The sequence below is a fragment of the Sphingobium phenoxybenzoativorans genome (assembly GCF_001757355.1).
Taxonomy (GTDB): domain Bacteria; phylum Pseudomonadota; class Alphaproteobacteria; order Sphingomonadales; family Sphingomonadaceae; genus Sphingobium; species Sphingobium phenoxybenzoativorans.
In genome coordinates this window covers 57,789-71,747 of the sequence record NZ_MINO01000006.1, presented here as the reverse complement: position 1 = coordinate 71,747, position 13,959 = coordinate 57,789, and the positions used below count along the sequence as shown (strand labels likewise).

The 13,959-nt window shown below is 62.6% G+C and carries 12 protein-coding genes; 8 read left to right on the top strand and 4 right to left on the bottom strand.

Annotation, left to right across the window (positions count from 1 at the left end; all coding sequences use genetic code 11):
* Positions 1 to 14: 14 nt before the first annotated feature.
* Positions 15 to 1,469: a glycerol-3-phosphate dehydrogenase gene (gene glpD, locus BHQ40_RS05105; RefSeq protein ID WP_070153360.1), complete on the bottom strand. Its 1,455-nt coding sequence runs from the start codon at positions 1,467 to 1,469 to the stop codon at positions 15 to 17.
* Between the two features lie 65 nt (positions 1,470 to 1,534).
* Between glpD and rnr the strand changes: the two genes are divergently transcribed.
* A complete protein-coding gene (gene rnr, locus BHQ40_RS05100; protein WP_070153357.1) occupies positions 1,535 to 3,832 on the top strand; it encodes a ribonuclease R in 2,298 nt (765 codons plus the stop codon).
* Positions 3,833 to 3,952: 120 nt separating this feature from the next.
* Here the strand turns inward: rnr and BHQ40_RS05095 are convergent, their stop codons facing one another.
* On the bottom strand, positions 3,953 to 4,408 hold the full coding sequence (locus tag BHQ40_RS05095; protein WP_070153593.1) for a universal stress protein: 456 nt from the start codon (positions 4,406 to 4,408) through the stop codon (positions 3,953 to 3,955).
* 139 nt (positions 4,409 to 4,547) lie between these two features.
* Here BHQ40_RS05095 and BHQ40_RS05090 point away from each other — a divergent pair, with 139 nt between their 5' ends.
* From BHQ40_RS05090 to BHQ40_RS05065, 6 genes are all read left to right on the top strand, one after another.
* Positions 4,548 to 5,876, top strand: coding sequence for a pyruvate dehydrogenase complex dihydrolipoamide acetyltransferase (locus tag BHQ40_RS05090; protein ID WP_070153354.1), 1,329 nt, complete (start codon positions 4,548 to 4,550; stop codon positions 5,874 to 5,876).
* Entirely contained in the window at positions 5,876 to 6,274 is a 399-nt protein-coding gene (locus tag BHQ40_RS05085; protein WP_070153351.1) for an acyl-CoA thioesterase, read from the top strand. The genes BHQ40_RS05090 and BHQ40_RS05085 overlap by 1 nt, the downstream gene beginning before the upstream one ends.
* 22 nt (positions 6,275 to 6,296) lie before the next feature.
* Complete coding sequence (gene lpdA, locus BHQ40_RS05080; RefSeq protein ID WP_070153348.1) at positions 6,297 to 7,691, top strand: dihydrolipoyl dehydrogenase; 1,395 nt, start codon at positions 6,297 to 6,299, stop codon at positions 7,689 to 7,691.
* Between the two features lie 23 nt (positions 7,692 to 7,714).
* Positions 7,715 to 8,332, top strand: a complete 618-nt coding sequence (locus tag BHQ40_RS05075) for a phosphatase PAP2 family protein (RefSeq protein WP_070153345.1) — start codon at positions 7,715 to 7,717, stop codon at positions 8,330 to 8,332.
* A 78-nt stretch (positions 8,333 to 8,410) separates the two neighbouring features.
* Positions 8,411 to 8,836 (top strand): MAPEG family protein, encoded by a 426-nt coding sequence (locus BHQ40_RS05070; protein WP_083276708.1) that lies wholly within the window; start codon positions 8,411 to 8,413, stop codon positions 8,834 to 8,836.
* A gap of 73 nt (positions 8,837 to 8,909) precedes the next feature.
* Positions 8,910 to 10,178: a Xaa-Pro dipeptidase gene (locus tag BHQ40_RS05065; RefSeq protein ID WP_171905768.1), complete on the top strand. Its 1,269-nt coding sequence runs from the start codon at positions 8,910 to 8,912 to the stop codon at positions 10,176 to 10,178.
* A 178-nt stretch (positions 10,179 to 10,356) separates the two neighbouring features.
* Here the strand turns inward: BHQ40_RS05065 and BHQ40_RS05060 are convergent, their stop codons facing one another.
* Positions 10,357 to 11,958 (bottom strand): alpha-amylase family glycosyl hydrolase, encoded by a 1,602-nt coding sequence (locus tag BHQ40_RS05060; RefSeq protein ID WP_070153336.1) that lies wholly within the window; start codon positions 11,956 to 11,958, stop codon positions 10,357 to 10,359.
* Between the two features lie 77 nt (positions 11,959 to 12,035).
* Positions 12,036 to 12,314: a Rap1a/Tai family immunity protein gene (locus tag BHQ40_RS05055; protein WP_139139189.1), complete on the bottom strand. Its 279-nt coding sequence runs from the start codon at positions 12,312 to 12,314 to the stop codon at positions 12,036 to 12,038.
* A 480-nt stretch (positions 12,315 to 12,794) separates the two neighbouring features.
* Here BHQ40_RS05055 and BHQ40_RS05050 point away from each other — a divergent pair, with 480 nt between their 5' ends.
* Positions 12,795 to 13,952, top strand: a complete 1,158-nt coding sequence (locus tag BHQ40_RS05050; protein WP_070153333.1) for a GumK N-terminal domain-containing glycosyltransferase — start codon at positions 12,795 to 12,797, stop codon at positions 13,950 to 13,952.
* Positions 13,953 to 13,959 lie beyond the last annotated feature (7 nt).

Below are 13,959 nucleotides of genomic sequence, written 5' to 3'. Positions count from 1 at the left end.
TCGCCTTTCAACGATCAGGAGAGATTTTCCCACCATACCTGGAATGAAATTTGTTCGGCATTGCTCATGGCCAGGCCCAGCTTGCTACGTCGCATGAGGCAATCGTCGGCCGTTGCCGCCCATTCGCGGTCGCGCATCCACCGGGCCTCAACCTCCGAAAAGCCGCTCCCGAAATCCCTGCCCATTGCCTCTGCGCTGCTCACGCCGTCGAGCATCTCGCCCAGCATCACGCCATAAGCCCGCGCCATCCGCAGCGAACGCGCCTCACCCAGAAAGGGCCAGCCTTTGCGGACTTCCTCCAGATAGCGCGAGAAATTCGCCATTTCGCCGCCGGGAAATGGCTTGTCCTCCGTCGACGCATTGCGCCGCCAGTTCATGGCGCCCGCCAGCGTATCGAAAGCCTGCTGCGCCAGCCTCCGCGCGGTCGTGATCTTGCCGCCGAATACCGACAGGGCGGGTGGACCCTCGCTATCCAATTCCAGCACATAGTCCCGCGTCACCGCCCGGCTCTCCGGCGCGCCATCGTCATAAAGCGGCCGGACGCCGCTATAGCTCGACGTCACGTCGCGCGGCGTTATCTGCCGCCCCAGATAGCGATTGGCCGCTGCGCAAAGATAAAGCGCTTCATCTTCGCTGATCCCGGCATCCTCCGGCCGGGCGACCGGGACATCGGTGGTTCCGATCAATGTGCTCGTTCCCTGATAGGGGATGGCGAACACGATCCTGCGGTCCGGCTGCTGCAGCATATAGGCATGCTCACCTTCGAACAGGCGGGGTACGATGATGTGGCTGCCCTTCACCAGCCGAACCTTGCTGCGGCTCTGCACATGGATATCGGCGAGCATCTCCGCAACCCAGGGACCTGCGGCATTGACGATCGCGCGCGCCGCGATCCGCTGCCCGTCCGAAAGCTCGGCCTGCCACACGCCATCCCGGCGCTGCGCAGAAACCAGGGCGGTCCGCGTCATGATCCGCGCGCCATGTTGCGCGGCGTCCATCGCGTTCAGCAACGTCAACCGGGCGTCATCGACCCAACAGTCTGAATAGACGAAGCCCTTTCCCTTGCGCCGCAGCGGGGCGAGGAAAAGATCGTCGCGCCGCTTCAAACTGCGCGATCGTGACAGGCTGATCCTGCCCCCGATCCGGTCGTAGAACGCGAGGCCCAGCCGCACCATCCACCACGGACGGATAGCATTCTCATGCGGCAGTACGAAATGCATCGGCCGGATCAGGTGAGGCGCGGCCTTCAGCAACCGTTCGCGCTCCTGCAGCGCCTCGCGCACCAGCTTGAACTGATAATATTCCAGATAGCGCAATCCGCCGTGGATCAGCTTGGTGGAGGCCGACGAGGTATGCGCCGCCAGATCATCCTTTTCGACCAGCAGGACGTTCAGCCCGTTGACCGCGGCTTCGCGCGCAATGGCGCATCCATTTATTCCGCCGCCGACGATGATGAGGTCATAGGTCACCGCCTATCTTGTGGCCAAGCGGAACGGCGCTGGCAACCGTGCCGCCGCCTCCCTATAGCGGATGCATGGCACCCCCCACCCGCAAGCCCTCAAAGGTGAAGCCCGCCGGCTTTCCCACCCGCGATCAGATCATGGATTTCATCGCGACCTCCGATACGCCTGCGGGCAAGCGGGAGATCGCCCGCGCTTTCGGGCTGAAAGGGCAGGAAAAGATCGCGCTCAAGGCGCTGCTCAAGGACATGGCCGATGAAGGGTTGATCGACATTGGTCCCGCCCGCGCCTTTCACAAGATGGGCGGCGTGCCGAAGGTGACGGTGCTGCGCATCGTCGATGTCGATGGCAATCAGCTTCTGGGCGTGCCGGACAAGTGGGAGGGGGAGGGCATTCCCCCGCCACGCCTGCGCATTGTGGAGCGCGGCAAGCGGAGCGCGCTGACCGTCGGCGACCGCATCCTCGCCCGCACGGAAGAAGCGGGCAATGGCTGGATCGCCCACCCGATGAAGAAGCTTGCCAAGGGCTCCGACCTCATGCTCGGCGTGATCGAGGCGAAGGAGGGCGGCAAGCTCTGGCTGCGTCCCGTCGACAAGCGCATCCGCAATGCTACGCCCATCAGCGACGCGGGGGACGCCAAGCCCGGCGACCTGGTGCTGGCGGAGGCGAGCGGCCGTCCGCCCCGCATCAGCGCACGCGTTACGGATATCCTCGGCGATCCCTTCGCGCCGAAAAGCTTCAGCCTGATCGCGATCCATAAACATGGTATCCCCTTTGTTTTTCCCGACGCCACGGAGGAGGAGGCAGTGCGCGTCGCCCGCCTTCCCCTGCATGAGGACAAGCGGGAGGATCTGCGCCATTTGCCTATCGTCGCCATCGATCCCGTCGATGCCCGCGATTTCGATGATGCGGTCTGGGCCGCGCCAGATGAGGACCCCGCCAATCCGGGCGGTTTCCGCGCCATCGTCGCCATCGCCGACGTATCCTATTATGTCCGGCCCGGCGGATCGCTGGACAGGGAAGCGCGCAAGCGGGGCAACAGCGTCTATTTCCCCGACCGCGTGGTCCCCATGCTGCCGCATCAGCTTTCTTCGGACATGTGTTCATTGCGCGCCGAGGAGGACCGGGCGGCGATGGCCTGCCACCTTGTTATCGACGCGAAGGGGAAGGTCACATCCTGGCGCTTCACCCGCGCCGTCATTCGCGTCGCCGCCAATGTTCCCTACGAGCAAGCGCAGGCGGCGATCGACGGCGAGGTGGAAAACCCGTTGCTCGACACCGCGCTTCGCCCGCTCTGGGCCTGCTGGGCGTTGTTGGCCAAGGCGCGGGATGCGCGCAGTCCGCTCGACCTCGACCTGCCGGAACGGCGGGTCGTGCTGGATGAGAATGGGCGGATCGTCAGCGTCGCCGTGCGGGAGCGGCTGGATGCTCACCGTCTGATCGAGGATTATATGATCGCCGCCAATGTCGCGGCGGCCAAGGCGCTGGAAGCGAAGAAGGCCCCCGTCATGTACCGGATCCACGAGCCGCCGGGCCGGGAAAAGCTGGTGGCGCTGAAGGAATATCTCAAGACCTTCGACATGGAGTTCGCGCTGGGGCAGGTCATCCAGCCGTCGACCTTCAACCGCCTGATCGCGAAGCTTGGCGACAATGAGGCGCGGCCGCAGATCATGGAGCAGATACTGCGCACCCAGACCCAGGCTTATTATGGTCCGCAAAATGCAGGCCATTTCGGTCTGGCGCTGGGGTCATACGCCCATTTCACCTCTCCGATCCGCCGCTATTCGGACCTGCTTGTCCACCGCGCGCTTGTTGGCGCCTATGGCCTCGAACTGCCCGCGCCGAAGGACAAGGCGATCCCGGAGAGAACGTCGCTCAGCGGTGAGGACATGGCGAATATGGGCCGTGTCGGCGAGCTTATCAGCCAGCATGAGCGGCGAGCGATGGAGGCGGAGCGCGAAACGATCGACCGCTATGTCGCCGCCTTCCTTGCGACACGCGTGGGCGAGGTGGTTGAGTGCCGCATCACCGGCGTCCAGAATTTCGGTTTCTTCGCGACGGTGGAGGGGCTTGGCGGCGATGGGCTGGTGCCTGTTTCGACACTTGGCGCGGAGCGTTTCTTCTTCGACGAGGCTGGCAAGGCGCTGGAGGGCATGAACAGCGGCGACCGCTATACCGTCGGGCAGCATCTTCCGCTGCGGCTGGTGGAGGCCGACCCGATCAACGGCGCGCTGCGCTTCGAAATTCCCGAAGGCGCGAACCATTTGCCGGTGCGCGGCGACCGATTGCGGGGCAAGCCATCGCAAAGACGGGGCCGGCCGTCGAATATCCGGCATATCGGCAGCGCGCGGGGCAAGCATCGCAAGAAGTGAAGCTGGGTCCGGCAGCGGGATAGAGAAACCGTTCACCCTGAGCGAAGGTGAAGGCACTTCACTACGTTCATTGGGAGGCTTCGACTTCGCTCCGCCCGAACGGAAGAAGAAACAATAGGTTCAACTCAGCCGATCCAGCGTTTCCCGGTCCAGCGATCCCGGTATGACCATAATCGGGCAGGGCAGGCGTCCTGCCTCGGCCCCTGCGAAATGCGCAACCAGCGGTCCGGGAGGCCCCACGGCCGCCGCGCCCAGCACCAGCGCTGCAATATCGTCATTATCATCGAGCATTTTGCGCACAACGGTTACGGGGTCGCCCTGCCGCACGGTGATGACCGGCCTTATGCCCGATTCCTCAACCAATGTGCCCGCGGCGCCCGTCACCAGCGCTTCGGCCCGTTGCCGCGCCTCCTCCTCGATCGTCGCCTGCACGCCGCCCCACTGGACGAACTCGGTAGGGGGTACCAAAGCGAGGATCTGGACCGCTCCGCCCGTCTTGGCGGCGCGGCGCGCGGCAAAGCGCAGGGCGGCCTCGGCCTCCCGCGTTTCGTCAACGACCACAAGATAAATGCGCATGAAGGTCCGCCCCGCTTGTGAAGCCTGAATCTGGGGCATATCTTTGCGGAAAACAAGGCTACCCTTGACCCATGCGGCCAAAGCGTCAAAACCGCACCAACCTCCCCTGGAATCACCTTAATAAAGGGCTGCACACCCCATGACGATCAACATCCAGATGCCGGCGCTCTCCCCGACCATGGAGGAGGGCACGCTGGCCAAATGGCTCGTCAAGGAAGGCGACACGGTAAAATCCGGCGACCTTTTGGCCGAGATCGAGACGGACAAGGCCACGATGGAATTTGAGGCTGTCGACGAAGGCACGATCGCCAAGATCATGGTGCCCGAAGGCAGCGAAGGCGTGAAGGTCGGCACTGTTATCGCCACGCTCGCCAGCGAAGGCGAGGATGCTGCGGAAGCGCCCGCACCGGCCGCCGCGCCCGTGGCGGAGAAGGCCGAGCCGAAAGCGGACGCCACGCCTGCCAAGGCCGAACCCGCGCCAGTCGCCAAGGCCGATCCTGTACCGGCGAAAGCGGAAAAATCCGTTTCCGACGGTGACCGTTTGAAGGCAAGCCCGCTTGCCCGCCGCCTTGCCGAGCAGTCGGGTCTAGACCTCTCGACGATCGAAGGCAGCGGTCCGAACGGCCGCATCGTAAAGGCTGATCTAGATGGCGCGAAGCCATCCGCGGCAACTGCCGCGCCCTCTCCCGCGCCCTCTCCCTCGCCCTCGTCGCAGGCCGCTGCGCCCGCCCAGGCCGCTGCTCCTGCGGCTGCGACGCCCGCTCCCGCGCCGGAAGGCGTGCCTTCGGAGACGATCAAGCTGTCGTCCATGCGCAAGGTCATTGCGCGCCGCCTGACGGAATCCAAGCAGACCGTTCCGCATTTCTACCTGACGCTTGATTGCAATCTCGACAAGTTGCTGAAGCTGCGCGGTGACCTCAACAAGGGTCTGGAAAGCCGCGGCGTGAAGCTGTCGGTCAATGACCTGCTGATCAAGGCGCTTGGCATTGCGCTGACGCAGGTGCCGGATGCCAATGTCCAGTTTTCCGGCGATAATCTCATCAAATTCCATCGCGCGGACATATCCATGGCCGTTGCGATCCCCGGCGGTCTGATCACGCCGGTCATCACCGATGTTGGCGGCAAATCCCTGTCGAAGATCGCGATAGAGGCCAAGGACCTCGCCGCCCGCGCCCGCGACGGCAAGCTGCAGCCGCAGGAATATCAGGGCGGCACCGCCTCCATCTCCAACCTGGGCATGTTCGGCATCAAGCAGTTCGACGCCGTGATCAATCCGCCGCAGGGCATGATCCTGGCGGTTGGCGCCGGCGACAAGCGTCCGCGTGTGGTGGACGGCGCCCTGGCCGTTGCAACGGTCATGACCGCGACGGGCAGTTTCGACCACCGCGCCATAGACGGCGCAGTCGGTGCGCAGCTTATGCAGGCGTTCCAGGCGCTGGTTGAAAATCCGCTGAGCATGCTCGCCTGATGAGCAAGCCTGACGAGGCTCCCCCGGCTATCGATCCGGCCGTCCGCGTTATCGCCATGCCCGCCGACACCAATCCCTATGGGGATATTTTCGGCGGCTGGCTGATGAGCCTGATGGATTCGGCAGCTGGTTCCGTCGCCGCCCGTCATTCAAAGGGTAGGGCGGTGACGATCGCGGTGGAGGGCATGGAGTTCCTCCGGCCCGTCGTCGTGGGAGATGAGGTGTCCGTATTCGCAACCCTGAAAAGCGTAGGCCGCACGTCCATGAATATAGCGGTGGAGGCCTGGCGCCGCACCCGGCATGACGACCGCTCCTACCGCGTGACACAAGCGACCTTTACTTTCGTGGCGATCGGAGAGGATCGCCAAACCCGCAGCGTGCCCCCCCTGGCGCAATAATCAGCAAAGAAAGTTCTGCATCATGGCTGACACTTACGACCTTATCATCCTTGGTTCCGGTCCCGGCGGTTATGTCGGCGCGATCCGCGCGGCGCAGCTTGGCATGAAGGTCGCCATCGTTGAGCGTGAACGGCTCGGCGGCATTTGCCTCAACTGGGGCTGCATTCCGACCAAGGCGTTGCTGCGTTCCTCGGAAATCTATCATTACATCACCCATGCCGAAGCCTATGGGCTGTCCGCGCCGAAACCCGCCTATGATCTGGAAAAGGTCGTCCAGCGGTCGCGCAAGGTTGCCGATCAGCTTAACGGCGGCGTCAAGATGCTGATGAAGAAGCACAAGATCGCCGTGCATGAGGGCGTCGGCAAGCTGGTAGGCAAGGGCAAGCTGGAAGTCACTCAGGGGGATCAAAAGACCGTCCTGGAGGGCAAGAAGATTATCGTCGCCACCGGCGCCCGCGCCCGCGACCTGCCTTTCGCGCCGGCCGATGGCAAGAAGATCTGGACCTATCGCACCGCTATGACTCCGCCGGAAATGCCGACCAACCTGCTGGTCATCGGCTCCGGCGCGATCGGGCTGGAGTTCGCCAGCTTCTATGGCGACATGGGCGCGAAAGTGACTGTGGTCGAAATGCTGGACCGCATCCTGCCAGTCGAGGACGCGGAAATCAGCGCGTTCATGGAAAAGCAGCTCAAGAAATTCGGCATGGATATCCGTACCTCCACCGGCCTGCAGAAGCTGGAGGCTACGCCCAAGGGCGTGAAGGCTGAGATCAAGGCGAAGGACGGCACGGTCACCACCGAGGAATTCAGCCACGCCATCGTCGCCATCGGCATCGTCCCCAATACGGAGAATATCGGGCTGGAGGCGCTGGGCGTTAAGACCGATCGCGGCCACATCGTCACGGACGGTTTTGGCAAGACCAATGTCGAGGGCATTTATGCGTTCGGCGATGTCACCGGCGCGCCGTGGCTCGCACATAAGGCGATGCATGAGGCAGTCATCTGCGTCGAGGCGATGGCCGGCGAACATCCGCATGAGATGGACGTGAAGAATATCCCCGGCTGCACCTATTCCCGTCCGCAGGTCGCCTCGGTCGGCTTGACGGAGGCCAAGGCGAAGGAAGCGGGATACAAGGTGAAGGTCGGCAAATTCCCGTTCATCGGCAATGGCAAGGCGATCGCGCTTGGCGAGACCGAAGGCTTCGTGAAGACCGTGTTTGATGAGGCAACGGGCGAATTGCTTGGCGCGCACATGATCGGCGCGGAAGTCACCGAACTGATCCAGGGCTATGTCATCGGCAAGACGCTGGAAACGACCGAGGCGGAGCTGATGGGCACAATCTTCCCGCATCCCACCATTTCGGAAGTCATGCATGAGGGCGTGCTGAGCGCCTATGGCCGCGCGCTCCATATCTGAGGAATTGGAGTGCGGGTGACGGGATGGCGGGCGTGAGACAGCGGCGCGATCTTGGTCGCCGGGCGCTGCTGTTCATCCTGTCGCTGTTGCTGGTTCTGGCCATCGCCCTCGCGCAGCGCTGGGGATGGCTCAGGCCCTTCAACCACGGCTTGATGGGCGGAGCGGGGGCATGGCGCGACACCGCCATCGGTCCGCCCGTCACGCTGACAATGGTTGGGCTGAGCGAGATCGGCGATACGGCGGCGCGGATCGGCATGAGTCTGGTCGCCTGCGCCATGTTATTCTGGCGCGGCAGAGGGCGTCAGACAGTCTGGCTGGTTCTTGTCGTGGTGGGCGGCACATTGCTGAACGCAGGACTGAAGCAGGTGTTCGCCGCGCCGCGTCCTGACCTTCTGCCGCATCTGGACATCGTAAAAAGTTACAGTTTTCCGTCGGGCCATGCGTCGGGAAACATGATCTTCTTCGGCGCGCTGGCTATGCTGATCGGCCGGGGGTGGGCATGGACCGCCGCTTCCGCGATGATTCTCGCCATTGGTTTCAGCCGGGTGTGGCTGGGCGTTCACTGGCCCACCGATGTTCTGGCCGGCTGGATATTGGGAATGGGGTGGCTGTTCCTGTGCGGCGGGTGGTTGCGCCGCTGATCCGTCGTCGCTGACCTGCTTGCCGCCGCTGCGCGTCCATGCTGTATTGCCTCAGTCAAACAGCAAGGGGAGGCAATCATGCAAGTCGATATTCTCTGGCCCACATTCCTGCTGGTCGCATTGGTCTATGCCGTGTGGTTGCTGATGTTTGTCAAGCGATCCGGCCATATGAAGGCCAATCCCCCGGCTAAGGAGGATTTGGCGACGGGCGAAGCGGCGCTTCGTTATTTCTCGCCGGTCGAGATGCCCGCCAATAACCTGCGCAACCTGTTCGAGATGCCGGTGCTCTATTTCGCGCTGGTGCCGCTGCTGCTGATCACCCGCCACGCCGATCATCTCCAGATTCTTCTCGCCTGGATTTTCGTTCTTTTGCGCGTGGCGCACAGCGTCATCCATGCAACCAAAGGCCCGGTGATGGCGCGCTTTGCCGTCTACGCTCTGTCTTGCGCCATACTTTCGGCCATGTGGATCGGCTTCGCCATCGACATCGCATCCGGCCGATAATTTTACATCTGTATTATAATGTGATCGCGCGGTAGGCCGGTGCGATCTCGAAAAAAATATGCGGAGGAATCGCATGAAGAAGTTCGCCGTCGCCGCCTGTCTCCTCGCCTCGCTGACGCCCATAGCCGCCAGCGCCGAAACCGTGGTCGTCACCGCAGACAAAATGGTCGACGTATTGACCGGCAGGGAGGTCGACAGCCCGGCGGTGTTTATCGAGGATGGCCGGATCACCAGCATCGCTGACGCCAGAACTGTCCGCTGGGCCGATACGGTCAGGCATATCAACCTGTCCGGCAAGACGATCCTCCCCGGCCTTATCGATATGCATGTCCACCTGACCAGCCTGGCGGAGGTCGGTGGCTATCAGGGCCTGCGTTATACCGACAGTTTCTGGACGGCGGTTGGCGTCGCCAATGCGAAAAAGACGTTGAAGGCGGGCTTTACGACCGTGCGTAATGTGGGCGCATCGGACTTTGGCGATGTCGGGCTGAAACAGGCGATTGAGGGCGGCTATGTCGAGGGGCCACGGATTGTGCCCGCGGGCTATGCCATCGGCGCGACCGGCGGTCATTGTGACGAGGGCGGCCTGCCTCCATCGATGGACGTCAAGCAGCCGTCCATCGTCAATGGCCCGGAGGAAGCACGGGCCAAGGTCCGCTGGCTCCACAAATATGGCGCCCGCGCGATCAAGATTTGCGCTACCGGCGGCGTATTTTCGCTGGGCGACGGGGTTGGCACACAGCAGCTCACTTTGGAGGAGATGAAGGCGATCGCCGATGAGGCGCATATGCTGGGGCTTAAGGTCGCCGCGCATGCGCATGGTGATGAGGGCATCCGGACCGCCATCCTCGCCGGGATCGATACGATCGAACATTGCAGTCTGGCGGGCGATGAGACCATCAAACTCGCCGCCCAGAAAAAGACCTGGTTCGACATGGATATCTATAATGACGACTATATCCTTGCGACCGGCACCGCCAACGGCACCGAGCAGGAAAGTCTGGACAAGGAAAAGATGATCGGCCGTCTGCAGCGCGAAACTTTCCGCAAGGCGGTGAAGGCGGGCGTACCGATGCTGTTCGGCACTGACGCAGGCGTCTATCCCCATGGCGACAATGGCAAGCAGTTCGCCAAGATGGTGGAATGGGGCATGACCCCGCTGCAGGCGATCCAGGCGGCGACCGTCAGCGGCGCGAAGGCGCTGGGGCAGGAGGGCGACGTGGGCGCGATCGCGGTCGGCCGCTATGGCGACATCATCGCCGTCGCCGGCGATCCGTTGAAGGATGTGACCGTCCTCGAACATGTCACGGATGTCGTGAAGGGCGGCAAGCTGGTCGACTAGCTGCCCGGACGCGCCACTTCCGTTCGTTTCGAGCGAAGTCGAGAAACGGATGCGCTAGCCTTATTCCCGTCCGGGCTAAGCCTGTCGAAGCCCTGTTCTATTCTTCAGGCGTAAGGACAGTCCTTCGACACTGACCCGAGTCACGCGCCTCGTGTCAGCCGGACGAGCGGGTTTATTCTCAAATAGCAATATAGCCAGACAGGGCAGGCAAGCTCGCCGGAACGCCTTCACCCTCAAAACCCACAGCCGCCAATATCCTCAATCCCGCGTCATCCGGCTGCCACGCGATCGGCGCGTCGGTCAGGTTGAACACACAGGTCACGGTTTCCTCGCCCGTAATCCGGTCAAAGACGAGCAACGCCTTCGGTGTCTTTCTGACTTTTATGCTGCCCTTGCGGATGGCTGCATGCGCCTTGCGCAGCGCCATCATCTGGCGCGTCCAGGCCAGCATTGAGTCCGGGTCTTCCTCTTGCGTCGCCACGGCGAGCCTTAAATGCTCCGGGTCCATCGGCAACCACGGCTCAACGACCGAGAAATCGCCCCATGGCGCTTCCCCGGTCCAGGGCATGGGCGTCCGTGCGCCGTCCCGTCCGAGCGTCAGCGGCCAGTTCGCTATCGCCTCCGGGTCGACCAGCCGGTCATAGGGCACATGCGCTTGCGGCAGGCCAAGCTCCTCGCCCTGATAGATGAAGATATTTCCGCGCAGGCTCGTCAGCAGCAACATGGTCAGGCGCGCCAGCCTGTCACGCTCGCGGCCCTCGCCCCAGCGGGTCACATGGCGGGGGGCGTCATGGTTGGAAAAGGCCCAGCTTGGCCATCCTTCCAACGCGTCCTTCCCCGGCCATTCCGCTATCGCCTCCCGCACTACCTCCGCCGTCAGCTCCGGCGCATAGAGATAGGTGAAGCCATAGGCGCTGTTCAGGCGTCCGGGCAGGCGAGTGAACTCCTTCATCTCCCGGTCCGCGTCCTCTCCGCCGACTTCCGCCACCGTGAAATGGTCGCCATGGCCGATGATCAGGCCCGCGAGGGACTCGATGAACAGGGGAATATCCTCATGCCCCTGGTTGTAGAGGCGCTGCTGATAATCGAAGGGGCGGGTCCGTGGGCCTTTCTTGGTCTCCGGCGGATTGTCGCGCAGGCCCAGATCATACATAGCGAAGTTCAGCGCATCCAGACGGAACCCGTCCGCCCCCCGGTCCAGCCAGAAGCGCGCCGTGTCCAGCAGCGCCTGCCGCACGTCCGGATTATGGCCGTTAAGCTGCGGCTGATCTTTCAGGAAATTGTGCAGATAATATTGCCGCCGCCGTGAATCCCACGTCCATGCCGGACCGCCGAACACGGATTGCCAGTTGGAGGGCGGGGAGCCTTCGGGCTTGGGATCGGCCCAAACATACCAGTCGGCCTTCGGATTGTCCTGGCTGGACCGGCTTTCCACGAACCAGGCGTGCTGGTCCGAGGTATGCGAGTAAACCTGGTCGATGATCACCTTCAGGTTCAGCGCATGGGCGCGGGCGATCAGGGCGTCGAAATCGGCCAGCGTCCCGAAAATCGGGTCGACGTCGCAATAGTCGGACACGTCATAGCCGAAGTCGCGCATGGGCGACGTGAAGAAGGGGGACAGCCAGATGGCATCGACGCCGAGTGATGCGATATGGTCAAGCTTTGCGGTGATGCCCGGAAGGTCGCCTATGCCGTCGCCGTTGGAATCTGCGAAGCTGCGCGGATAGACCTGATAGATGACGGCGCCCCGCCACCAGCGATCGCTTTGGCTGTCGCTCATGATTCTCCTGCATGCGGCTGATAGTGACGCCATTGTGCGTTAGCGAAGGCGACGATGCAAATGCTTCGACGGTCTTTTCAGGGGTGGCAGGGGAAGGCGTCGGCCAGCGCGACGCTGACGATCAGCGACGCCGGGAAATTGCGTTGATCGGCATAGGTTTTCAGATATTTGACGACGATATCGCGCACCTGCGTCGCGCCCAGCCGGTCGGGCCAGCATGTGGTGGGCGCGCGGCCCAGATAGATGTCCTTCTTGATGCCGTCGACAACGCCGACAACATAGGCCGTGCAGGCCAGCGCATATTCCGGCGCCTTATTCTGGCATTTCTCCAGCAGGCTCGCACCGGTTTCAAACATAAAAACCGACGGCGCCTTTGGAGGCGCCTGGACCGGAGCCGGAGCCAGCAACAATAATGGAGCAACAATAGACCCGATCATGAACGCCCCCCGCATTTTATGATTCATGCGGTTACCCGTTGAATTTCTACAGGAGTTTACCGGCGATGGGAAATGAATGTTAACCATATTGTGCCGCAGGAAAGCGAGGCTCCGGTCATGGCGGCGGCCCTCTTCTGAAAGTCGCGCCGCTGGTACGCGCGCGGCGGCTGCGCCGGGGGCGACATGTCCTGCATTCCGTCCCCGGCGCAGCCGCCGCTCCGAAATGCCGAAACAGTCCAGAAACGTAGGATTTGTCCCATTTTCTGACAGCAGAAAAAGCCCCGAACGGGCTTAACCCGCCATTATCCGTGCCGTGATTGTAGGTCGAGTGGGTGAACGCATCTGTCCGGTCACCCTGAAAGTCAGCGCGCCGTGCGCTGGCGGTGCAGGATCGCGACTGTGTTTCATCACAAGGCCATTCAAAAGACCATCGCCGCCGCGACGCCGCGGAAGATCGTGATCCTGACCTCCCATGTATTCCTGCCCGGCTATCGCAAGGCGTCCGTCCATTTCGTGGCGCAGAATTGGGCGGAGCAGGGCAACCAGGTCTATTTCACTACCGTCGGACATAGTTGGCTGACCTACGCCAAGGACAGGCCGCGTTTCCTGGCGCTGTCCGCGCATCAGGCGAACCATTTCGAGCTTGTACGGCAAAATCTGTGGGCAGGAGCCTATCTGCCGCCCATTCACGCCTTCAGTTCGGGCAACGCGGTGCTCGACCGGCTCAGCGAGGGCGCGTTCCGGCTATATGGCAGTTATCTGCCCAAATTCGCGCGCGAGCAGATCGCCGATGCCGATCTTGTCGTCATCGAGAGCGGCTCCGCCCTGTGTTTCTTCGACACGGTGCATCGTTACAATCCCGAAGCGCGCCTGCTCTATTTCTGCCGCGACCTGTTGAAAAGCGTGGGCGCGGCATCAGTGCTGGAAAGCATCCAGGAGCGGGCTATCCCGCAGTTCGACACCATCTGCGTGCCGTCCCGCCTGCTGGCCGAGCGCCTGCCCGCGGGCGGCAATGTGCGCTTCATTCCGCAGGGCGTCGATGCGCGCCTGTTCGACAAGAAGCAGCCATCGCCCTATCCGGCGGGCAGCCGGAACGCCGTGTCCGTGGGCAATATGCTGTTCGATGAGGATGCCGTTGCCGCAATGGCGGCGGCCGCCCCGGAAGTGACCTTCCATATCTTCGGCGCGCAGTGGCATGGGCCGCTGCCCGCCAATGTCGTCATCTATGGCGAGCGGGATTTCGACAGCATCGTGCCCTATATCCGCCACGCCGACATCGGTCTGGCGCCGTACAGGATGACGGCGGGGGAGGTGTATCTTTCGGAATCCAGCCTGAAGCTGCCCCAATATAGCTATTGCAGACTGCCGATCCTTATGCCGGACCTCATTCCTTATACCGGCAAGAACGCCATCACCTACCGGCTGGACGGAGAGGATGACTGGCGAGGCAAGATCGATGCGGCGCTGGCGCTTCCCCACTCGGCATCTTTGCGCAAGGGGATCATGACCTGGCACGATGTGGCCCGGCAGACGCTTGAGGCGGCCTTCGAGGGCTGACGCCGGA

What these genes read in the sequence shown, in the direction of transcription:
- rnr (WP_070153357.1), top strand. Translation starts at nt 1,535, where the DNA reads ATGGCACCCCCCACCCGCAAGCCCTCAAAGGTGAAGCCCGCCGGCTTT.
- BHQ40_RS05095 (WP_070153593.1), bottom strand. Translation starts at nt 4,408, where the DNA reads ATGCGCATTTATCTTGTGGTCGTTGACGAAACGCGGGAGGCCGAGGCC.
- BHQ40_RS05090 (WP_070153354.1), top strand. Translation starts at nt 4,548, where the DNA reads ATGACGATCAACATCCAGATGCCGGCGCTCTCCCCGACCATGGAGGAG.
- BHQ40_RS05085 (WP_070153351.1), top strand. Translation starts at nt 5,876, where the DNA reads ATGAGCAAGCCTGACGAGGCTCCCCCGGCTATCGATCCGGCCGTCCGC.
- lpdA (WP_070153348.1), top strand. Translation starts at nt 6,297, where the DNA reads ATGGCTGACACTTACGACCTTATCATCCTTGGTTCCGGTCCCGGCGGT.
- BHQ40_RS05075 (WP_070153345.1), top strand. Translation starts at nt 7,715, where the DNA reads ATGGCGGGCGTGAGACAGCGGCGCGATCTTGGTCGCCGGGCGCTGCTG.
- BHQ40_RS05070 (WP_083276708.1), top strand. Translation starts at nt 8,411, where the DNA reads ATGCAAGTCGATATTCTCTGGCCCACATTCCTGCTGGTCGCATTGGTC.
- BHQ40_RS05065 (WP_171905768.1), top strand. Translation starts at nt 8,910, where the DNA reads ATGAAGAAGTTCGCCGTCGCCGCCTGTCTCCTCGCCTCGCTGACGCCC.
- BHQ40_RS05060 (WP_070153336.1), bottom strand. Translation starts at nt 11,958, where the DNA reads ATGAGCGACAGCCAAAGCGATCGCTGGTGGCGGGGCGCCGTCATCTAT.
- BHQ40_RS05055 (WP_139139189.1), bottom strand. Translation starts at nt 12,314, where the DNA reads ATGTTTGAAACCGGTGCGAGCCTGCTGGAGAAATGCCAGAATAAGGCG.